15 protein-coding genes are annotated in these 17,266 nt (G+C 41.5%); 8 read left to right on the top strand and 7 right to left on the bottom strand.

Features of this window, described 5'->3' with window-relative positions:
* Positions 1 to 335: 335 nt before the first annotated feature.
* A complete protein-coding gene (locus tag VB836_RS14995; protein ID WP_323220257.1) occupies positions 336 to 1,745 on the bottom strand; it encodes a pentapeptide repeat-containing protein in 1,410 nt (469 codons plus the stop codon).
* 101 nt (positions 1,746 to 1,846) lie between these two features.
* The gene (gene purH, locus VB836_RS14990) at positions 1,847 to 3,394 is read right to left on the bottom strand and encodes a bifunctional phosphoribosylaminoimidazolecarboxamide formyltransferase/IMP cyclohydrolase (protein WP_323220255.1); all 1,548 of its coding nucleotides are present in this window, start codon (positions 3,392 to 3,394) and stop codon (positions 1,847 to 1,849) included.
* 145 nt (positions 3,395 to 3,539) lie between these two features.
* Here purH and VB836_RS14985 point away from each other — a divergent pair, with 145 nt between their 5' ends.
* The gene (locus VB836_RS14985) at positions 3,540 to 5,204 is read left to right on the top strand and encodes a YcjF family protein (RefSeq protein ID WP_323220253.1); all 1,665 of its coding nucleotides are present in this window, start codon (positions 3,540 to 3,542) and stop codon (positions 5,202 to 5,204) included.
* A 142-nt stretch (positions 5,205 to 5,346) separates the two neighbouring features.
* Here the strand turns inward: VB836_RS14985 and folB are convergent, their stop codons facing one another.
* Positions 5,347 to 5,715, bottom strand: coding sequence for a dihydroneopterin aldolase (gene folB, locus VB836_RS14980; RefSeq protein ID WP_323220251.1), 369 nt, complete (start codon positions 5,713 to 5,715; stop codon positions 5,347 to 5,349).
* Between the two features lie 208 nt (positions 5,716 to 5,923).
* Between folB and folK the strand changes: the two genes are divergently transcribed.
* Positions 5,924 to 6,433, top strand: a complete 510-nt coding sequence (folK, locus tag VB836_RS14975) for a 2-amino-4-hydroxy-6-hydroxymethyldihydropteridine diphosphokinase (RefSeq protein ID WP_323220362.1) — start codon at positions 5,924 to 5,926, stop codon at positions 6,431 to 6,433.
* Positions 6,434 to 6,732: 299 nt separating this feature from the next.
* Here the strand turns inward: folK and VB836_RS14970 are convergent, their stop codons facing one another.
* Complete coding sequence (locus VB836_RS14970; RefSeq protein WP_323220249.1) at positions 6,733 to 7,620, bottom strand: dihydropteroate synthase; 888 nt, start codon at positions 7,618 to 7,620, stop codon at positions 6,733 to 6,735.
* A gap of 64 nt (positions 7,621 to 7,684) precedes the next feature.
* Complete coding sequence (gene tmpR / locus VB836_RS14965) at positions 7,685 to 8,404, bottom strand: bifunctional dihydropteridine reductase/dihydrofolate reductase TmpR (RefSeq protein ID WP_323220247.1); 720 nt, start codon at positions 8,402 to 8,404, stop codon at positions 7,685 to 7,687.
* 309 nt (positions 8,405 to 8,713) lie between these two features.
* Here tmpR and VB836_RS14960 point away from each other — a divergent pair, with 309 nt between their 5' ends.
* The 5 genes from VB836_RS14960 to VB836_RS14940 all read left to right on the top strand — a co-directional run bounded on the left by VB836_RS14960 (position 8,714) and on the right by VB836_RS14940 (position 14,694).
* Complete coding sequence (locus VB836_RS14960; protein WP_046276475.1) at positions 8,714 to 9,346, top strand: HAD-IB family phosphatase; 633 nt, start codon at positions 8,714 to 8,716, stop codon at positions 9,344 to 9,346.
* A 37-nt stretch (positions 9,347 to 9,383) separates the two neighbouring features.
* Positions 9,384 to 10,424 carry a patatin-like phospholipase family protein gene (locus tag VB836_RS14955; RefSeq protein ID WP_323220244.1) on the top strand — a complete coding sequence of 347 codons (1,041 nt, stop codon included), beginning with the start codon at positions 9,384 to 9,386 and terminating at the stop codon, positions 10,422 to 10,424.
* Between the two features lie 86 nt (positions 10,425 to 10,510).
* A complete protein-coding gene (locus tag VB836_RS14950) occupies positions 10,511 to 11,353 on the top strand; it encodes an RnfABCDGE type electron transport complex subunit D (RefSeq protein WP_323220242.1) in 843 nt (280 codons plus the stop codon).
* A gap of 26 nt (positions 11,354 to 11,379) precedes the next feature.
* Positions 11,380 to 12,696, top strand: a complete 1,317-nt coding sequence (locus tag VB836_RS14945) for a DUF2330 domain-containing protein (RefSeq protein ID WP_323220240.1) — start codon at positions 11,380 to 11,382, stop codon at positions 12,694 to 12,696.
* Positions 12,697 to 12,813: 117 nt separating this feature from the next.
* Positions 12,814 to 14,694 (top strand): alpha/beta hydrolase, encoded by a 1,881-nt coding sequence (locus tag VB836_RS14940; protein WP_323220238.1) that lies wholly within the window; start codon positions 12,814 to 12,816, stop codon positions 14,692 to 14,694.
* Between the two features lie 238 nt (positions 14,695 to 14,932).
* Here the strand turns inward: VB836_RS14940 and ispD are convergent, their stop codons facing one another.
* Complete coding sequence (ispD, locus tag VB836_RS14935; RefSeq protein WP_323220236.1) at positions 14,933 to 15,622, bottom strand: 2-C-methyl-D-erythritol 4-phosphate cytidylyltransferase; 690 nt, start codon at positions 15,620 to 15,622, stop codon at positions 14,933 to 14,935.
* Positions 15,623 to 15,693: 71 nt separating this feature from the next.
* Here ispD and VB836_RS14930 point away from each other — a divergent pair, with 71 nt between their 5' ends.
* Positions 15,694 to 16,656 carry a glycosyltransferase family 9 protein gene (locus VB836_RS14930; protein WP_046280124.1) on the top strand — a complete coding sequence of 321 codons (963 nt, stop codon included), beginning with the start codon at positions 15,694 to 15,696 and terminating at the stop codon, positions 16,654 to 16,656.
* A 118-nt stretch (positions 16,657 to 16,774) separates the two neighbouring features.
* Here the strand turns inward: VB836_RS14930 and tnpA are convergent, their stop codons facing one another.
* On the bottom strand, positions 16,775 to 17,197 hold the full coding sequence (gene tnpA, locus VB836_RS14925; protein ID WP_323220234.1) for an IS200/IS605 family transposase: 423 nt from the start codon (positions 17,195 to 17,197) through the stop codon (positions 16,775 to 16,777).
* Between the last annotated feature and the right edge of the window lie 69 nt (positions 17,198 to 17,266).

The raw sequence follows: 17,266 nt of genomic DNA, 5'->3' as shown, positions 1-17,266 counted from the left end.
TTTATTCATTCAGATGGGTAGGGTACATCAAATGATTAATATCTTTCTTCTGTTGAAAAACAGCAATTGTTTGATGGGGCTTACTACTGACGAGATGTAGTGAACCTGAGAGGCGCAAGCTTTTAACCCTGCCTTTTAACAAAACCTTTACTACAAGATGCTTTTTCTATTGTACTTCAGTATTTTTCTTGGCTGATATTATTTATCCCCAGTCATTACAATTAATATTGTCAGGGGAAAATTCACCACAAAGACACGAAGATTCCCTCTTGGTGTTCTCTGTGTCGAGCGTGGTTTTTATTCATTCAATTTTTCTGTTAACTCCAGAAAAAAATTTACAGGAGAGTACCATTCGGCATGATTGTATTTGCAAAAATTGCTTCTTTCAAATGCTCTTCTGTAAGAAATAAAGCATTCGTTAAATTTGCTTCTTTAAATAGGGCTTTTTTTAAGGTAGTTTGATCTAAATTAGCAGCCGTTAGATTAGCTCTTGTTAAATTAGAATCTGTTAGATTAGTACCCGTTAGATTAGCACCCGTTAAATTAGCTTCTCTTAAATCAGTATACGTTAAATTAGCATCCGTTAGATTAGCACCCGTTAAATTAGCACCCGTTAGATTAGCATCTGTTAGATTAGCATCCGTTAAATTAGCATCCGTTAGATTAGCACCCGTTAAATTAGCACCCGTTAAATTAGCACCCGTTAAATTAACTTTGCTGAAATTAAGCTCATTAAGCCGACGATTTTGTAAATCAATACCACTAAGATCTAATCCTGGTTTTAGTAGAATTGCTCCTAACTCCGAAGGATCAACTGTCTTAGGAAAGTATTGCCAATTACTATTGAGAAAAACGCCCTCCAAACTCACTCCAGTCAAGTCACAGAGACAAGAATCACTAATAAATGTACCTTGAAGATTAGCGTTGTGAAAAGTTGAGTGACTGAGATTACATCCATAAAAACGCGCATCATAAAAATAGGCATTCGTGAAATTAACTTGGCGCAAATCAACTAGAGGCTGACCGCTCCTACTTGACTCGTGCCACGAAACCTCACAAAAACGAGCGTTACTAAAATTAGCTCCTGTAAAACAGCAATGCCACCAAAAAATAGCATAGAACAAACGTGTATTGCTCAAGTTTGCTTCACTTAAATCACAATAATAAAAATTAACACACGAATCCCCTCCTAAATCGGCATGACTGAGATTAGCTCTTTGAAAGTCTACATCTTCAAAATCTGAGTGTAACGTCGCATGGCTAAGATTTGCTCCTTGTAAACAAACATTTTTAAGGTTGCTTATCTCGCTGTAGCTGAGGTCGGCTCCTTCTAATAATACATTTTCTACACCATCTATCCTGCTGTAGCTGAGATTTGCTCCTTCTAACAATACATTTTTAAGCTCGAATATATAGCTATGGCTGAGATCAACACCTGTGAGATCAACATCTTCGAGATCGTGAAAATTTCCCCTCTCAAACTCGGCATGGCTGAGATTTGATCCTTGTAAATAAACATTATTCAGATTTGTTATTTTGCTGTAGCTAAGATCGGCTCTTTCTAACAATACATCTTCTAGATTTTCTATCTTGCTATGGCTGAGATTTGCGCCTTCTAACAGCACATTTTTTAGATCTGTTATATTGCTATAGCTGAGATCAACACCTGTAAGATCAATATCTTCGAGATCCTTAAATGTTCGTTGTCCCGCTTGATAAGCATCTATTACGTCTTGTCGGTTCATTATCGTACTACATCATGTATTCCGATGATAGCACATTTTAAAGATCACAAGAGGTTTCAACTTGATGGGTTATGCTCACGCTAACCCATCCTGCTTTTTAATTAATGTAAGAAATGACGCATTCCGGTTAACACCATAATCACGCCTAACTCATTTGCGGCTTTAATAGAATCTTCATCCCTCACACTTCCCCCCGGTTGAACTATGGCTGTAATTCCGGCGTCTGCTGCGGTTCTCACTGAGTCATCAAAAGGGAAAAATCCATCGCTGGCTAAATATCCCCCTTTGGCGTTTTCTCCAGCTTGTTCCAGGGCAATTTTAACCGAACCAACGCGGTTCATTTGTCCGGCGCCAACCCCTAAAGTTGTTCGGTTTTTGGTGACAACAATGGCGTTTGATTTAACGTGTTTAACCACTTTCCAGGCTAACAATAATTCGGCTAATTGTTCGGGGGTGGGTTGTTTTTCTGTTACCACTTTCCAGTCTTGAGGGTTTTCTACCGCATCATCAGCCGTTTGCACTAAAAATCCTCCCGCAATCATTTTAACGGTTTCTGACGGCCCTTGCATTAAATCGGGTAAAATAAATACTCTGAGTTTTGATTTTTTCTGAAGAATATCTGAGGCTTCTGGGGTACAACTGGGGGCGACAATACATTCTAAAAAGGTTTGGGTTAATGCCGTTGCTGTATCGGCATCAATTGCCCGATTTAAGGCGACAATTCCCCCAAAAGCGGAAACAGAATCCGCCTCAAAGGCTTTTTGATAGGCTTCAGAAAGACTATTTCCCATTGCAACGCCGCAGGGATTGGTATGCTTTAAAATGGCGGCTGCGGGTTCATCAGGAAACTCGGAAATAATTCGTCTAGCGGCTTCTAAATCCACTAAATTATTATAACTTAACGGTTTTCCTTGTAATATTTTTCCGCCAGCCCAACCTGTTGCAACAGTTCCCGTTTGATACCAAGTTGCAGGTTGATGAGGATTTTCTCCATACCGTAGGGCTTGTAATTCGCTGCCGCTTACGGTATAAACTGAAGGGAGAGGGGTTTCTTCGGGGGTTTCTTGTTGTTGTAAATAAGCTGAAATTGCCTGATCGTAAGTTGCGGTATGACGAAAGGCTTTTAACGCGCAACTTTGACGAAACTCTAATCCTATTTCACCTGAATTTTGACGCAGTTGTTCTAAATATTCGGGATATTGTTCGGGATTACATAATACCGTTAAATGGGCGTAATTTTTTGCCGATGCCCTCAACAAAGTCGGCCCACCAATATCAATATTTTCAATCGCTTCAGCTAATGTTACGCCTGCTTTTGCTATCGTTTGTTCAAAGGGATAAAGATTAACAACTACTAAATCTATCGGGCGAATTTCATGGGTTTCTAACTGTTGTAAATCTTCGGGAACATCTCGACGGGCTAAAATTCCCCCATGAATACGGGGATGTAAGGTTTTGACTCGTCCCCCTAAAATTTCAGGAAATCCGGTATAATCAGAGACTTTGGTAACGGATAAACCTGCTTCTTTCAAGGCTTTTGCAGTACCCCCACTACTGATTAAATCAAACTCAAATTCTTTGACTAAGATTTGGGCAAATTCGATGAGTCCTGTTTTATCGGATGTACTCAAGAGTGCCAAACGTGCCATGATGCCAACTTCCAATCTACAAACAACTTTACTATTTTGACATTGATTCAGCGTTATACCTCATCGATTTCTCTCGTTTGATTCAATCCTCGCTAACATAGAAGGTAATCTGAGTTCATTTGCTGCGGTTTCTCCGTTTTTTGCTATGACTATCTCTCGCTTTTTGCTTCTAATTTTCGGCGTCTGTCTGATTCTGGGGTTGATGATTTGGCTAATCACGTCTATCTCTGGATTATACAGTCAAATTGCTTGGTCTGCTCATCCGATTTTAGCGAATTTGCTTTTGCTGTTAATTATTATCTTATTGGGGCTGTTAATTTTTGCCTTTTTTTATTATACCGGATTATTCAAAAAAACTGGCAAATCTCGTAAAAAACGCCCCTCAAATTTGCGGGTTCCTGTCGATAAAGCCTCAGCAACCGAAGAATCTTTAAAAACGATTCGCCAACAGGTTGATCACATTCAAGATGAAGTCGCCCGTCAAGCGATTATTAATCGAACAGATGAAATCTCAGAATATATATCTCGGGGTAATCTTAAAGTTGTTATTTTTGGTACGGGTTCTGCGGGAAAAACATCGATTGTAAATGCGTTAATGGGGCGAATGGTGGGAAAGGTAAATGCGCCGATGGGAACGACAGAAGTTGGAGAAACCTATCGTTTGCAATTAAAAGGGTTAGAACGAGAGATTTTAATTACCGATACACCGGGAATTTTGGAGGCGGGTTCGGCGGGTTCGGAACGGGGAAAATTAGCGCGAACCTTAGCAACAGAAGCGGATTTATTAGTGTTTGTGGTTGATAACGATTTACGACAATCGGAATATCAACCCCTTTATAGTTTAGCAGAAATTGGCAAGCGATCGCTGTTAATTTTCAATAAAATTGACTTGTATACAGAAGAAGATCAAAATATTATTCTTTCTCGTCTAGAAGAACGGCTGCAAGCGTTTATTTCGCCGGAAGATATTGTTAGCGTTGCGGCTAATCCTCAAGCCGTTATTTTGGAGACGGGAGAACAGTTTCAACCCGAACCGGATATTATGCCGTTAATTCGTCGAATTGCCAAGATTTTACGAGAAGAAGGGGAAGATTTAATTGCTGATAATATGTTATTACAATCTCAACGTTTAGGAGAAGAAGCCCGCAATTTATTGGATACTCAACGCCGTCGTCAAGCGAATAAAGTGGTTGAACGGTTTCAATGGATAGGGGCGGGAGTGATTGCAGTAACGCCTTTACCTGTAGTTGATTTGTTAGCAACTGCTGCGGTTAATGCTCAAATGGTGGTGGAAATTGGCAAGATTTATGGCTGTGAATTAAATTTAGAACGGGGGCGGGAATTAGCCTTATCTTTAGCCAAGACGTTAGCCAGTTTAGGCGTTGTGCAAGGGGCGATAAAATTAGTGGCAACTGCCCTACAATTTCATTTTGGAACGATAGTGATTGGCAAGGCAATTCAAGCCGTAACGGCGGCTTATTTAACTCGCATTGCGGGTAAAAGTTTTATTGAATATTTCCGTCAAGATCAAGATTGGGGAGACGGAGGAATAACAGAAGTTGTACAACGACAGTTTAAACTGACTCGAAAAGATGAGTTTGTCAAAAGTTTTATTCAAGATGCAATTGCCCATGTTATTGAACCCTTGAACTTGAATTTATCAGAAGATGAGGAGGAGGAAGAAGAAGATGATGATGATGATGATGAACCAAAACAAGAATTTAACCTCCCTGTTAAAATCCAAAAACGTTCTGTTAATCCGTTTGAAAATGATTGGATTGATAGGGATTACAAGCGAGAGGATTGGTAAGTCTTGAACAATGAACTATAGTCCTAACAATCAAAACTCGTCCGTTTGGATGAGCGACTAATGCTCCTACTGTTGTTAAAAGAAATAGCTGGGTAAGAGATTCTCTGACGGTTGAAATTTGCTCTCGCATAACCAGAGGGGACTACAACGAATTGTCTCTGGATCGAGTCAATTCTACAGCAATTTTGCCCGGAAAACCGGGAATAGGCGGCACAACTTTCGTCAAGCGTAGACAGACTTTCTCGACGCGATCAAGTTGGAGTAAAGACTGAATCATTTGGGTCGCCAAATATTCGATAGTGTCGCATTTAGAGGTTTCAATTTGCTGGCGGACACAATCAGTCGCTTGGCGGTAATCTAAGGTATCTTCTAAGAGATCACTTTTTCCGACAACAGCTAAATCAAGCCAGAGCGTTAAATCGACTTCAAACCACTGACCCAGTACCTTTTCTTCAGGTAAGTATCCCGTATAACCGTAGTAGCGTAAGCCCACGATCTCGATTTTATCCATCCATCCTCGCTTTGGTTAATTTAGCTCTAAAATAACATGAAAACGCTTCAACTCTTAGCCTAAGTTTAGGGACAATAACTATCGCTCAACTGCCTAGACTGAGAGAAAAAAGTTAGCACCTTGCCATCTACCGGATGAGTCCTCTAAGGATTATAATACTGAGATTCAAGGGCAGTAGAACAGATCAATCTAGATGGATCAAGTTTTTATGAGCGATCGCATATCTTCCTTTGTAATACCCCGATTTTACCAAACTGCTATTGCCCTGGGGAGCAATTTGGGTGACTCTGCTGAAACCTTAGAAAAAGCCCTGCAAACTCTTGATCACATTCCCGAAATTCGGGTCAAACGGCGATCAAGTTGGTACAAAACGGCCCCCATAGGCCCAGCGCAACCGGACTATCTCAACGCTTGTGCTTTGCTAGAAGTACAACTCACACCTTACCAATTACTCCAAACTTTACTCAACGTTGAAAATCAATTTGGTCGTGTTCGTCAAGAGCGTTGGGGGCCACGAACTCTTGACCTGGATTTAATTTTGTTTGAGGATTTTATCTTAGAAACTCCTGATCTACAAGTTCCCCATCCTCGTATGAGTGAACGGGCTTTTGTTTTGGTTCCTTTAGCAGAGATTGCGCCCCATTGGATCGATCCGATCTCCGGGAAGACAATTGCTGAATTGCTTGAACAAGTGGAGCGATCAGGAGCAGTAACTTAGTTGACAATTTATGGTACAACACGGTACTATCTGTAAGATAACAGAATACATCTATGCAACGAGCCTTTGTAAGAATTGCGGTGTAAGCATTGACCGTGATTTGAATGCCAGCCTAAATTTAGAACGTTTTGCCGAAGGCTATTCGGTTTAAGCCTGTCTGACCGGGTGCTGCCGACAGTCCGGGGTGATGCAGGAAGTAAACATTAACACGGTTTGTACCGCGTTATATCAGTTTTATAAAGCAGTCAATAAAGTCTTATCCATTTGAAGTTTGGATGTCTTTCTTTAGGTGACTTGATCTAAAAAAAGTCCATTGTATCTAAGACTGCCTTGATTTTCGGAACTTCATGGGTTCTGATCAGATCAGTTTTTCCGAGAAGAGCAAGTACAGCAAAAAAAAGTTGACCATTGCGACGTTCTTCTCCAAAGAATTCAAAGGCATGGGGAAGTTGTTGACAAATCGGAAATCCTAACGTCCTCAGTCGAAAGCTGGTGAGCATCGTTTTCATTTGATAGCGAATTCTCAGCAGACTTTCTTTGAGATTTTGGTATTCAAAACCAAACCCAGCATCGATAAAGATTTTCTTGACTCCTAAGCCAGTGGCGACTTCTATTTCTCTCGCGAAATACTCGTACATTAGCTCAACCGGATCGTCTCCTACCGTAAAGTTAACAACTTCCCTGGCATTTCCCCCTTGAAGGTAGCAAATGATCACTCCAGCATCGAATTCTGAAACCAGTCGATAAATGGCTTCGCTGTCTGTCGAACCCGTCAAGTTGATTATATTTGCCCCAGCTTGCAAGCATTCTTTTGCCACTTGCGGGTAGTATGTTTCTATAGACGTCAAAATTCCCCGTTTGTGCAGATCACGAAGCAAAGGAATAATCATGCTGATTTGTTGAAAATCCTCCACTCGCTCTGCCTGGCTGCCTGTTGCTTCCGAACCAATATCAATAATATCAGCGCCCCCAGCATTCAGAATAATGCTACGACGAACCGCTTGCTCTGTCGTCAAGCAAATACTTTCTTTGTGTTTGGAATCTTTAGAAAGATTGACAACGCCTAAAATTGCTGATCGCACGTTAAAATCGAAGATCTGATCGCCGATCGCAAATGTTTCAACTTGGGCATCAAGAGCAGGCCGATATTTTTCGTGAATTTCGTAGAGATCCTCAAGCCGAAGCATAGGTAAATCGTGTTAACCGAGATGGTTTTCTATTAGGTTCGTTCAAAGCTTAACACCCCATAGACTACAATTTCCAGCCTCCCGATACTTCTAATACTTGGCCTGTGATATAGTCGGCTGTGGGAGCAATTAAAAACCTAACCGCATTGGTGATTTCTTGTAGGGTGGCGGGGCGTTTGCTGGGTAAGCGAGGAATAACCCCTTCTAAACCAACGGAATTTTCAACAACTCCGGGTGCGATGATGTTGGCGGTAATCTGATCGGGTATCAGTTCAACGGCTAGGGATTTGGTATAAATAATAATGCCCGTTTTAGCAATCATATAGGGTGTATCGAGGTTTCGAGCAAGGACGTTTTGAGCGCTTGCACAGGCAAAATTAATGATACGACCCCCGCCTGCGGCTTTGAGATAGGGAATGGCTGTGCGAGTCGTGTAAAAGGTAGAATTCAGGTTGGAGTTAAGGATTTCGTGCCATTCTTCTAGAGAAACTTCGCTTGTTTTCCGTTGCAAAAAGTTGCCAACATTGTTGATCATCACTGATAATCCTCCTAAACGATCAGCAGCCTGATCAACGAGTGATTGGGCGCGATCGCTGTCGGTAATATCTGCCTGAAGGGTGATTGCTTTAACGCCATAGGTTTGGGCTTCCTGAGCGGCTTGGTTGGCCGCTTGTTGATTGCGGTTGTAGTGAAAGGCAACATCAAATCCTTGTTGGGCCAGATCGAGGGCGATCGCTCGTCCGATCCCCGTTGCTGATCCCGTGACGAGTGCTTGTTTTAGCATTCTGATTTTGCCTCTTGATCAGTAATAACATTGAATTTGTATCTTTTTATGTTACCCCAGTTGATTTACGTTAGGATTAATCATCTTAAAGCTTAGAATCAACTGGGGTTTGTTGCTGTAGGAATCAAAATTTTTTCGCCAACACTAATCTGAGAATGGGAGGAACCCCTCAAAAATCTGTTGAAGAATTCGTAACCCAACCATGTTAAAACGATAAACAGCAGAATATCAACAATTAGAGGAGGGGATTTTCGCGTAGACACTCTACTGAATAGGATCACTTCAATAGTAGTATAGATCAACACCACCATGAAACCTATTGTTTTCTGTGATTTTGATGGCACGATAACCGCCGAAGAAACTTTTGTTGCCATGCTCAAACAGTTTACTCCTAAAATGTCGGCGGAGATTATGCCAAAATTGTACAATCGAGAGTTAACCCTACGTCAAGGGGTACGACAGATGTTGGAGTCGATTCCTTCGGTACGATATCCAGAAGTGATTGCCTTTTCTCAAAGTCAGCAGATTCGCCCTGGATTGGTAGAATTGATTGATTTTTTGGATAGTCAAGCGGTTCCTTTTGTCGTGGTTTCCGGGGGAATTCGGATTATGGTTGAAACGGTATTAGGCGAATTAATCAATCGGGTTGCGGCGATTTATGCTGTTGATATTGACAGTCAGGGAGAGTATTGGCGGGTTAAATCTGAGTTTGAAGCTGGCACTGAATTAGTTGCCAAAGTGAAGATTATGGATTTGTATGAAAGTGATGAAAAAGTAGCGATTGGAGATTCAGTCACCGACTTAAATATGGCTCTGAGTTCGCCGCTTGTGTTTGCTCGAGATCGCCTTGCTCAATACCTTGATCATCAGCAAAAATCTTATATTTTTTGGAATGACTTTTTTGAAGTCCGCGATTATTTGGCTCAACGTTGGAATCGCTAGTTGTTCTCGATTTTATTAGTTTGGAGGCTGAATTGATATGGCTAAATTTACTCGGATTTTATCGATTGATGGCGGCGGCGTGCGCGGTTTAATCCCAGCTAAAATTTTGATTTATGTTGAGCAAAAATTACAGGAAAAAACGGGAAATCCCCAGGCTAAACTGGCTGAATATTTTGATTTGCTTGCCGGGAGTAGTGCCGGAGGGATTTTAACGAGCTTATATTTATGTCCTGATCCCAACTCGCCAACTAAACCCATGCTATCCGCAGAGGAAGTCTTACAGTTTTATTATGAGAAGTCTGATCAAATTTTTGCAAAATCCTTTTTGCATAGTTTACTGAATTTTGGAGGATTTCTCAATGAAAAGTATTCTCACTATAGCTTTGAAAAACTCTTGGCTACTTTCTTTGGAGATTTAAGATTGAGTCAACTTTTAAAGCCAAGTTTAATTACGGCTTATGAAATTGAACAACGCAAAGCTCATTTTTTTACTCAACATGATGCACGGCTTGATTCTCGATATGATTTTTTAGTTCGAGATGTTGTTCGTTCGACAAGTGCGGCTCCGACTTTTTTTGAAGTTGCTCAAATTAGATCTCTGAAAAATGAAGTTTATACCTTTGTCGATGGGGGTGTTTTTGCCAATAATCCCGCCCTTTGTGCTTATGCAGAAGTTCGTCATAAATTTAACCGTTACTTTAATTTAGATGAACGTTATGAAAGTGGCCCGACTGCCAATGAAATGGTTATTCTTTCTTTAGGAACGGGCGATGTTAAACGAATCTATCCCTACAATAAAGCGAGAAACTGGGGTAAGATTGAATGGTTAATTCCGTTGTTTGATATCATTATGACGGGAGTATCTGAAACCGTTGATTATCAGATGAAGCAAATTTATGACGCGATCGAAAAACATAGCCAATATCTGCGAATTAGTCCGGTTTTGAAGGGTCAAGATATATTCCCGATTGATAATACTTCAGACGTTAATCTTCGGAGTATTGTTAAGTTAGGTCAAGAACAAACCGAAAAATATCAAAATCGTCTGGATGATTTTATTGATTTGTTGTTGATGTAGCGTCAAAAAATTAGTGAAGATTGCAGGAACAATTAAAATCATTCAAACCGTCAGAGATCACTAGACAGCACACCGCCGGATAAACCATGTTTAAAGATGCTCGGAATGCTCAAATTTTGTTTCTTTCCCTCTTTTTAGGTTTAGGGGTTAATACCCGAGACTGGACCATTAAACCTGAATTCATTATAGCAGTGATTGGCACTTGTTTATTAACCCAGGGTTTGATGATTGGGTTACAACAATTAAATTCTCAATCGCTTCAAGTTGGGGACTTTAATAAAGCAAGTTTATCCTCCTGGAAAAGTGCTGTAATTACCGCTTTGGGATTATGTTTATTATTGCGGGCGAACAGTGAAACAACGATGATACTCGCCGGAGTTTGTGCGATCGCCAGTAAGTTTATTTTACATTACCGAGGCAAACATTTCTTCAACCCAGCTAACTTTGGAATTATTACGGCTTTAACCCTCACCTCCGATGCTTGGGTTTCTCCGGGACAATGGGGAACCGAAAGCTGGTATTTTCTGTTATTCTTAGGACTGGGTGGAATGATCTTAAAACAAGTCGGACGTTGGGAAACCTCAGCCACATTTTTAGCCACCTACGCCGGACTAGAAGCCATTCGTCATCTCTATTTAGGATGGAGTTTTGATGTCTATACTCATCAGTTAATGAGTGGGAGTTTGCTATTATTTGCCCTATTTATGTTAACCGATCCTCGTTCCATTCCCAATGCTTCTAAAAGTCGGATCATTTGGGCAATTAGTATCGCTGTTCTCACGTTTATTCTACAGCATTTATTCTTTTTGTCAACCGCTATATTTTGGGCGTTATTTCTCCTTTCTCCCCTAACGCTAGTTTTCGATGAAATTTGGTCAAATCCTCGGTTTATCTGGTTAAATTATCGCTCAACTCAGTTTTCCCTTTAACCTTTTTTTTCTTTTGTTGACTGACCATGAAAAAGATTCCTCAACTTTCAATTATCCTCCCTTTAATTCTAGCAGCTTTTACTCTATTTGCGCCCTCTGCTTGGGCGTTTTGTGGATTTTACGTCGCGAAAGCCGATAGTCGTTTATACAACCAAGCCTCACAAGTTATTCTGGCGAGAAATGGAAATCGCACCGTTTTAACAATGGCGAATGACTACAAAGGAGACGTTAAAGATTTTGCTTTAGTTGTTCCGGTTCCAGTTGTTTTAACTGAAGATCAGGTGCGAGTCGGTGAACCCAAAATCATTGAACGAATTGATGCTTTTAGTGCGCCTCGACTGGTTGAATATTTTGATGATAATCCTTGTATGACTTATTCCGGTGGAGGCACCCGAGGCGGAGGAGATGTGTTTCTGCAATCAGCCCCGGAAGCTGAACCCCAAAGCAATAAAACCTTAGGTGTCACAATTGAATCTCGCTTTACCGTCGGAGAATATGATATTATTATTTTAAGCGCAAAAGAATCCGATGGATTAGAAACTTGGCTGATTCAGAACGGGTATCAAATCCCTCAAGGAGCGAGTCAGCTTTTACAACCTTATATTCGACAAAATTTAAAGTTTTTTGTTGCTAAAGTCAATTTAACCGAATTTGATCAGGCGGGTTTTCAATCGTTACGTCCATTGATGATGGCTTATGAATCACCCCGATTTATGTTACCGATTCGCTTAGGGATGATGAACGCCACCGGAGAACAAGATTTAATTGTTTACTTGCTTTCTCCTCAAGGTCAAACCGAAATGACCAACTATCGAACAGTGAAAATTCCGTCTAATGTAGACGTTCCTGAATTTATTCAAAATAAGTTTGCCGATTTCTACCAAGCAATGTTTAAAACAGCCTATGAACAAGAACAAAAAAGAGTCGGATTTTTAGAATATTCTTGGAATATGCAAGGCTGTGATCCTTGTGCGGCTGACCCCTTAACCCCTGAAGAATTGAAGCAAGCAGGTGTCTTTTGGTTAAACCCCGGACAACAGACAAATGTGTTTATCAGTCGGGTTCATCTGCGGTATACTCGTGAGACGTTCCCGGAAGATTTACAGTTTCAAGAAACCGGAAATCAAGAGTTATTTCAAGGACGATATGTGATTAATCATCCCTACACAGGTGAAATGACTTGCGATCTCGCTGACGCCTATCAAGAATCTGTTCGCGATCGACAAGAAGAAGAAATCCAAAATTTAGCCCGGTTAACCAATTGGAATATTAACGATATTCGCAGTCAAGCCCATTTACTCCCCGTTGAAGAAAAACCCTGGTGGCGGCAGTTATGGGATTAACGAACTAACTGTGACATTTTATTAAGTTAGATTGAGAGACTCATCCCTAGTTTTTGGGCAGATTTCCTGCTATAAATAGAGTGAATCTCTGCCAAAAATACCCCCATTAGAAAGGCTATGGAAATTGAGCGGACCTATGAACGTTTACCTTTGGAGTGGCACAAAGAAACCCTCAACAATGATCGCCGTTGGTTAGAGTCAATTATTCGCAATGCAGCACCCTTTTCTGACGGATGGACAAAAGCCCGTATTGTGCAGCTTGCTTACACTCAACCCACAGGCGTTAAACCCGAAACGGTTTATGGTTTACCCACCTATGGCGGTTATAACAGAGAACAGGCGATTGTCGAGGCAATTCATTCAACTTGTGATCCGAATGAATACCCAGAATTTGCCAAACAAGTGAATGAAAATTACGTGATTCGCACCCTGAATAATTGGCACAATAAACAGTTTACCCCGGCGGTGAGTCGCAACTTTGAAGTTTTTGTGAATCGAGAATATTCTAACATCTTTTTAGTCATTAGTACAGCCCCAACGTCATTAAATGTGGCTCGAAAATTACCGCCAATCGATAAATTTCGTCCCCTCTTTAATATTGCGGAGTTGGGGATTATCCTGCGATCGCAAAACTTCAAACGCTTGACTCTAAGAACTCATGGTTACTCAACTCCCGCCGAACAATTCTATACATCTTTTGATAGTGAAGCGGAATCCTTGTGCTTGAAAGGGCCGATTAATTATATTGGCACCTTAGAAGATAAAAGTGCTTATATTGGCTATACTTGGCCGGGAGAACAACCCTTTTTTACTCCCGCACTTTGGACAGATGCGCGATACAATTGGGGGATTTTCTTCAAGTTTTTATTAACGATGGCGTTATTGGCTTTGACAGCCGGAACAGTGCTTTATATCCTTGCGGCTTTAGCCATTGTTCCCCTCTTACAAACTTTCGGACTAGAACCCATTTTAGATCCGCTTTGGGCTTGGTTCAACTTCTCAAAAATCGGAGCATTAATTGCACAGTGGCAAGCAGTGGTTTTTGTCGTGTTTGTCCTGTGGTTATTATTAATGCAAATTTTGCGATTAGTCGTCTATCAACGCGATCGCTATCGAGCCATTCATTACGGCGCACCAGACTTAGCAGAGTTCTTTTGGCGCTTAGATAAAGTCTTGGGGCAAAATCCTTATATGAGTATGCCGTTTGACCCCGAAACTCAACCAGATAGGAGTTTTCCCCCTTTAAACGTCAATTTAATCGGGCATAGTATGGGAGGATTAGTATTAGTCAATGTTTTAAGGATATTATCCGATAAATTCGGCAAAGACGAACGAATAGAAGAAGAAAAAAATCAGATGGGAGATTATCTAATTCTAAATAAACTCATTTTATCTGCCCCTGATATCCCCCTAGAATTCCTGCGAGAAGGACGGAATAACTATGTCCGCTCTGCCATTCAACGCTGTCAAGAAATTTACTTATTTTCCAGTGATCGAGATCTCGTTCTCCGATATCTGTCTTTACTCGGCAATTGGTTTACCGAACCCAGTTTAGAAATGTCAGGATTACGGTTAGGAAATGTTTATCTAAAACCGATTAAAACCGTGCAGAATCAGAGCGAATATCGTCCTTATGTTCGAGTGATGGTAACAACACAACCTGCCGTAGAACCCACTTCAGCCTACGACTTATTTGAAAAGTTCAATTATCTCGACTGTTCCCAAATGAAAGGCGTAAATACCGTTGATTGGCAGTTAAATATCTGGAATGGTTTGATGATTGATGCGATAAATACCATTGCAAATTTTCGCAAAAAAATTGATGTACATAGCGGTTATTACCTCGTTGAGACACCGAGTTTTGATATCTTGAAATTTTTGATTACCCGAGATGACTTGTCTCACACCGAAGCGATCGCTGAAATTAACCGTTTAATCAAAGATACACCCATCCGTTTCTGGCCTTGTCAACCGTTTATGAGTCGGGGAACTCGTTAGACAGTGACCAGTTTTTCAGTGAACAGTGACCAGTAAACAGTGACCAGTAAACAGTGACCAGTGACCAGTGACCAGTAAACAGTGACCAGTGACCAGTGACCAGTTATCAGTGACCAGTTATCAGTGACCAGTTATCAGTGATAACTAATAACTAATAACTAATAACTGTAAACTGTAAACTGTAAAAACTGGTCACTGTAAACTGTAAACTGTAAACTGTAATAAACCCGCTCTTACTTCAGTTCTCAGGTTGTCTTTCCCGGAGAATAAACTCAGCAACCCGCAAATCGACTGGAGTGGTAACTTTTAGATTGGTTTCCTCCCCTTCAACAATCCGAACAGGTAAACCACACTTTTCAAACAGCGCCGCATCATCTGTCACCGCCCAACCTTGAGACTGTCCGCTATCGTGACATTGTTTCAACAACTTCACCTCAAAGCCTTGGGGAGTTTGGGCAGCCCATAACTGTTGTCGATCTGGGGTATCTTGAATGAAGCCATTATTATCAACAATTTTAATCGTATCTTTAACAGGAATCGCGGCAATTAAACCCGGACAAGTTTGCAACACCTCCGCACAACGATTAAATAACGCAGGCGTCGCCAAACATCGGGCGCCATCGTGAATTAACACCCGTTCCGCCTCGGGGGGTAAAGCCTGTAAGCCGTTGTAAACCGACTCCTGACGGGTTGAACCGCCTGGAATGAACTGGATGGGGGTTGTGAGGTTTAGTTGGGCGAGAATCGCTTCAAAATCGGGGAAATCAATGGGTTGACCGATAATTCCTATCCAGGTGATCGCAGTAGAAGCTTCTGCGGCTTTGAGTGTCCAGGCCAGTAAGGGTTGATCAAGGAGAGTCAGAAGCAGTTTATTGCGGGAAGATCCCATGCGTCGCCCCAGGCCTGCTGCCGGAATTAATAAGTGCATTTTGAGATTTTGAGTCTGTAAGGTGGTATTCCATTAAAATTAAGCTGTTCAGTAGATTAACTTGTATAGAGATGAGAATACTAGCCCTTGTCCCTGGCGGAATTGGCGATCAAGTTTTGTTCTTTCCGACTTTAGACGATCTCAAACAAGCTTACCCCCAAGCCCAAATTTCTGTCGTGGTTGAACCCAGGGCTAAAGGTGCTTATCGGGTGTGTAAATCGGTTTCCGAAGTCCTCACCTATGATTTTAAAGACCGCAATAGCCTCGCAGACTGGGGAAATTTTCTCGGCATTGTTCGAGAACGAGAGTTTGATTTGGTGGTATCTTTGGGACAACGATGGACAGTCGGTTTGTTGTTGTGGCTGACGGGAATTCCCCAACGGGTAGGATATGCTGGAAGTGGAGGGGCGGCTTTTCTCACCAATGCGGTTCCCCTGAAAACCGAACAATATGCCGCCGAAATGTATCACGATTTGCTGCAAGGATTGGATTTAAGCGTACCGTTTAAGGGATTGGCGATCAATGTTCCTAAATCCGATATTAGCTGGGCTGAGGCGACTCAGCAACAGCTAGGGGTTAAAGACAGTGGTTATATCCTGATTCATGGCGGTTCTAGTCTGTTGGCTCAACAAAAGGGAATTGACAAGATTTATCCCGTTGAGAAATGGCAGAAAGTGATTCAAGATATGCAGCAACAACAACCGAATTTACCTGTTGTTGTTGTTAAGGGGCCAGAAGATCAGGCTTGGGTGAGTCAGTTAACCCAGGTTTGTCGAGAGGTGAAGGTGACAACGCCGGGAGATATTGGTAAACTTGCGGCAATGATTGCGGCAGCGAATTTGATGATTTGTACCGACAGTGCGCCCATGCACTTAGCCGTTGCGGTGGGAACTTATACCATTGCCTTGTTTGGGCCTACTGACCCCGAGAAATTATTACCGAAAAGCGATCGCGTCATTGCGGTGAAATCTCCGACCGGGAAAATAGCCGATCTCTCACCCGACGATATTCTCAAAAAAGTTTGGGGAGGTTGAAGTTTGAGGGCGGGTTTAGTTATAAATCTCTTTGAACAAAATAGTTGAGCGCAGTCCCCACCTAGAATTTTTAATTTAGGTGGGGGAGCGCGAAACAACAAAAATAAGCGGAGCATCCTTAGTCTGGTTTTTCCTGATTTTTCACATACTCAATCAGTTTATCCAGGGTGGCTCCAGTTCCTACTGTAATTAAAGCGTAGCTACTGGCCCAAAACATAGGTTTTGATGACCAGTAGAACTGCTTCAGGTGCTGCTCATGTTCTTTCCTCGTCAGTCGAGAGGAAACGGTTTTTAGATTGTTAACCAGCCGTGAAAGCTCAATACTGGGGATAGCCTCAAACAAAATGTGGATATGGTCGCTTTCCCCATTAAATTCCACCAATTCACAATCCCATTTGTGCAATGTCTCTCTAAAAATCTCGTTCAGCCTGTCAATCATCTCGCTGGTCAGGCTTTTATTCCTGAACTTAGTTACAAGCACGAGATGATAGATTAACCGAAATGCTGAATTGGAGCGAGTCTTGAGTCTAGTCATAGTCATGTAACCAACCCTAGAACTAAGTTGACAACCAAGTGGTACTAGAGTAGCATGATATTTATCTAAGCTGAG

This window comes from Limnoraphis robusta BA-68 BA1, from assembly GCF_034932365.1.
Classification (GTDB): domain Bacteria; phylum Cyanobacteriota; class Cyanobacteriia; order Cyanobacteriales; family Microcoleaceae; genus Capilliphycus; species Capilliphycus robustus.
The sequence above is the reverse complement of the archived record's forward strand: the minus strand, read 5'-3'. Positions and strand labels throughout refer to the sequence as shown.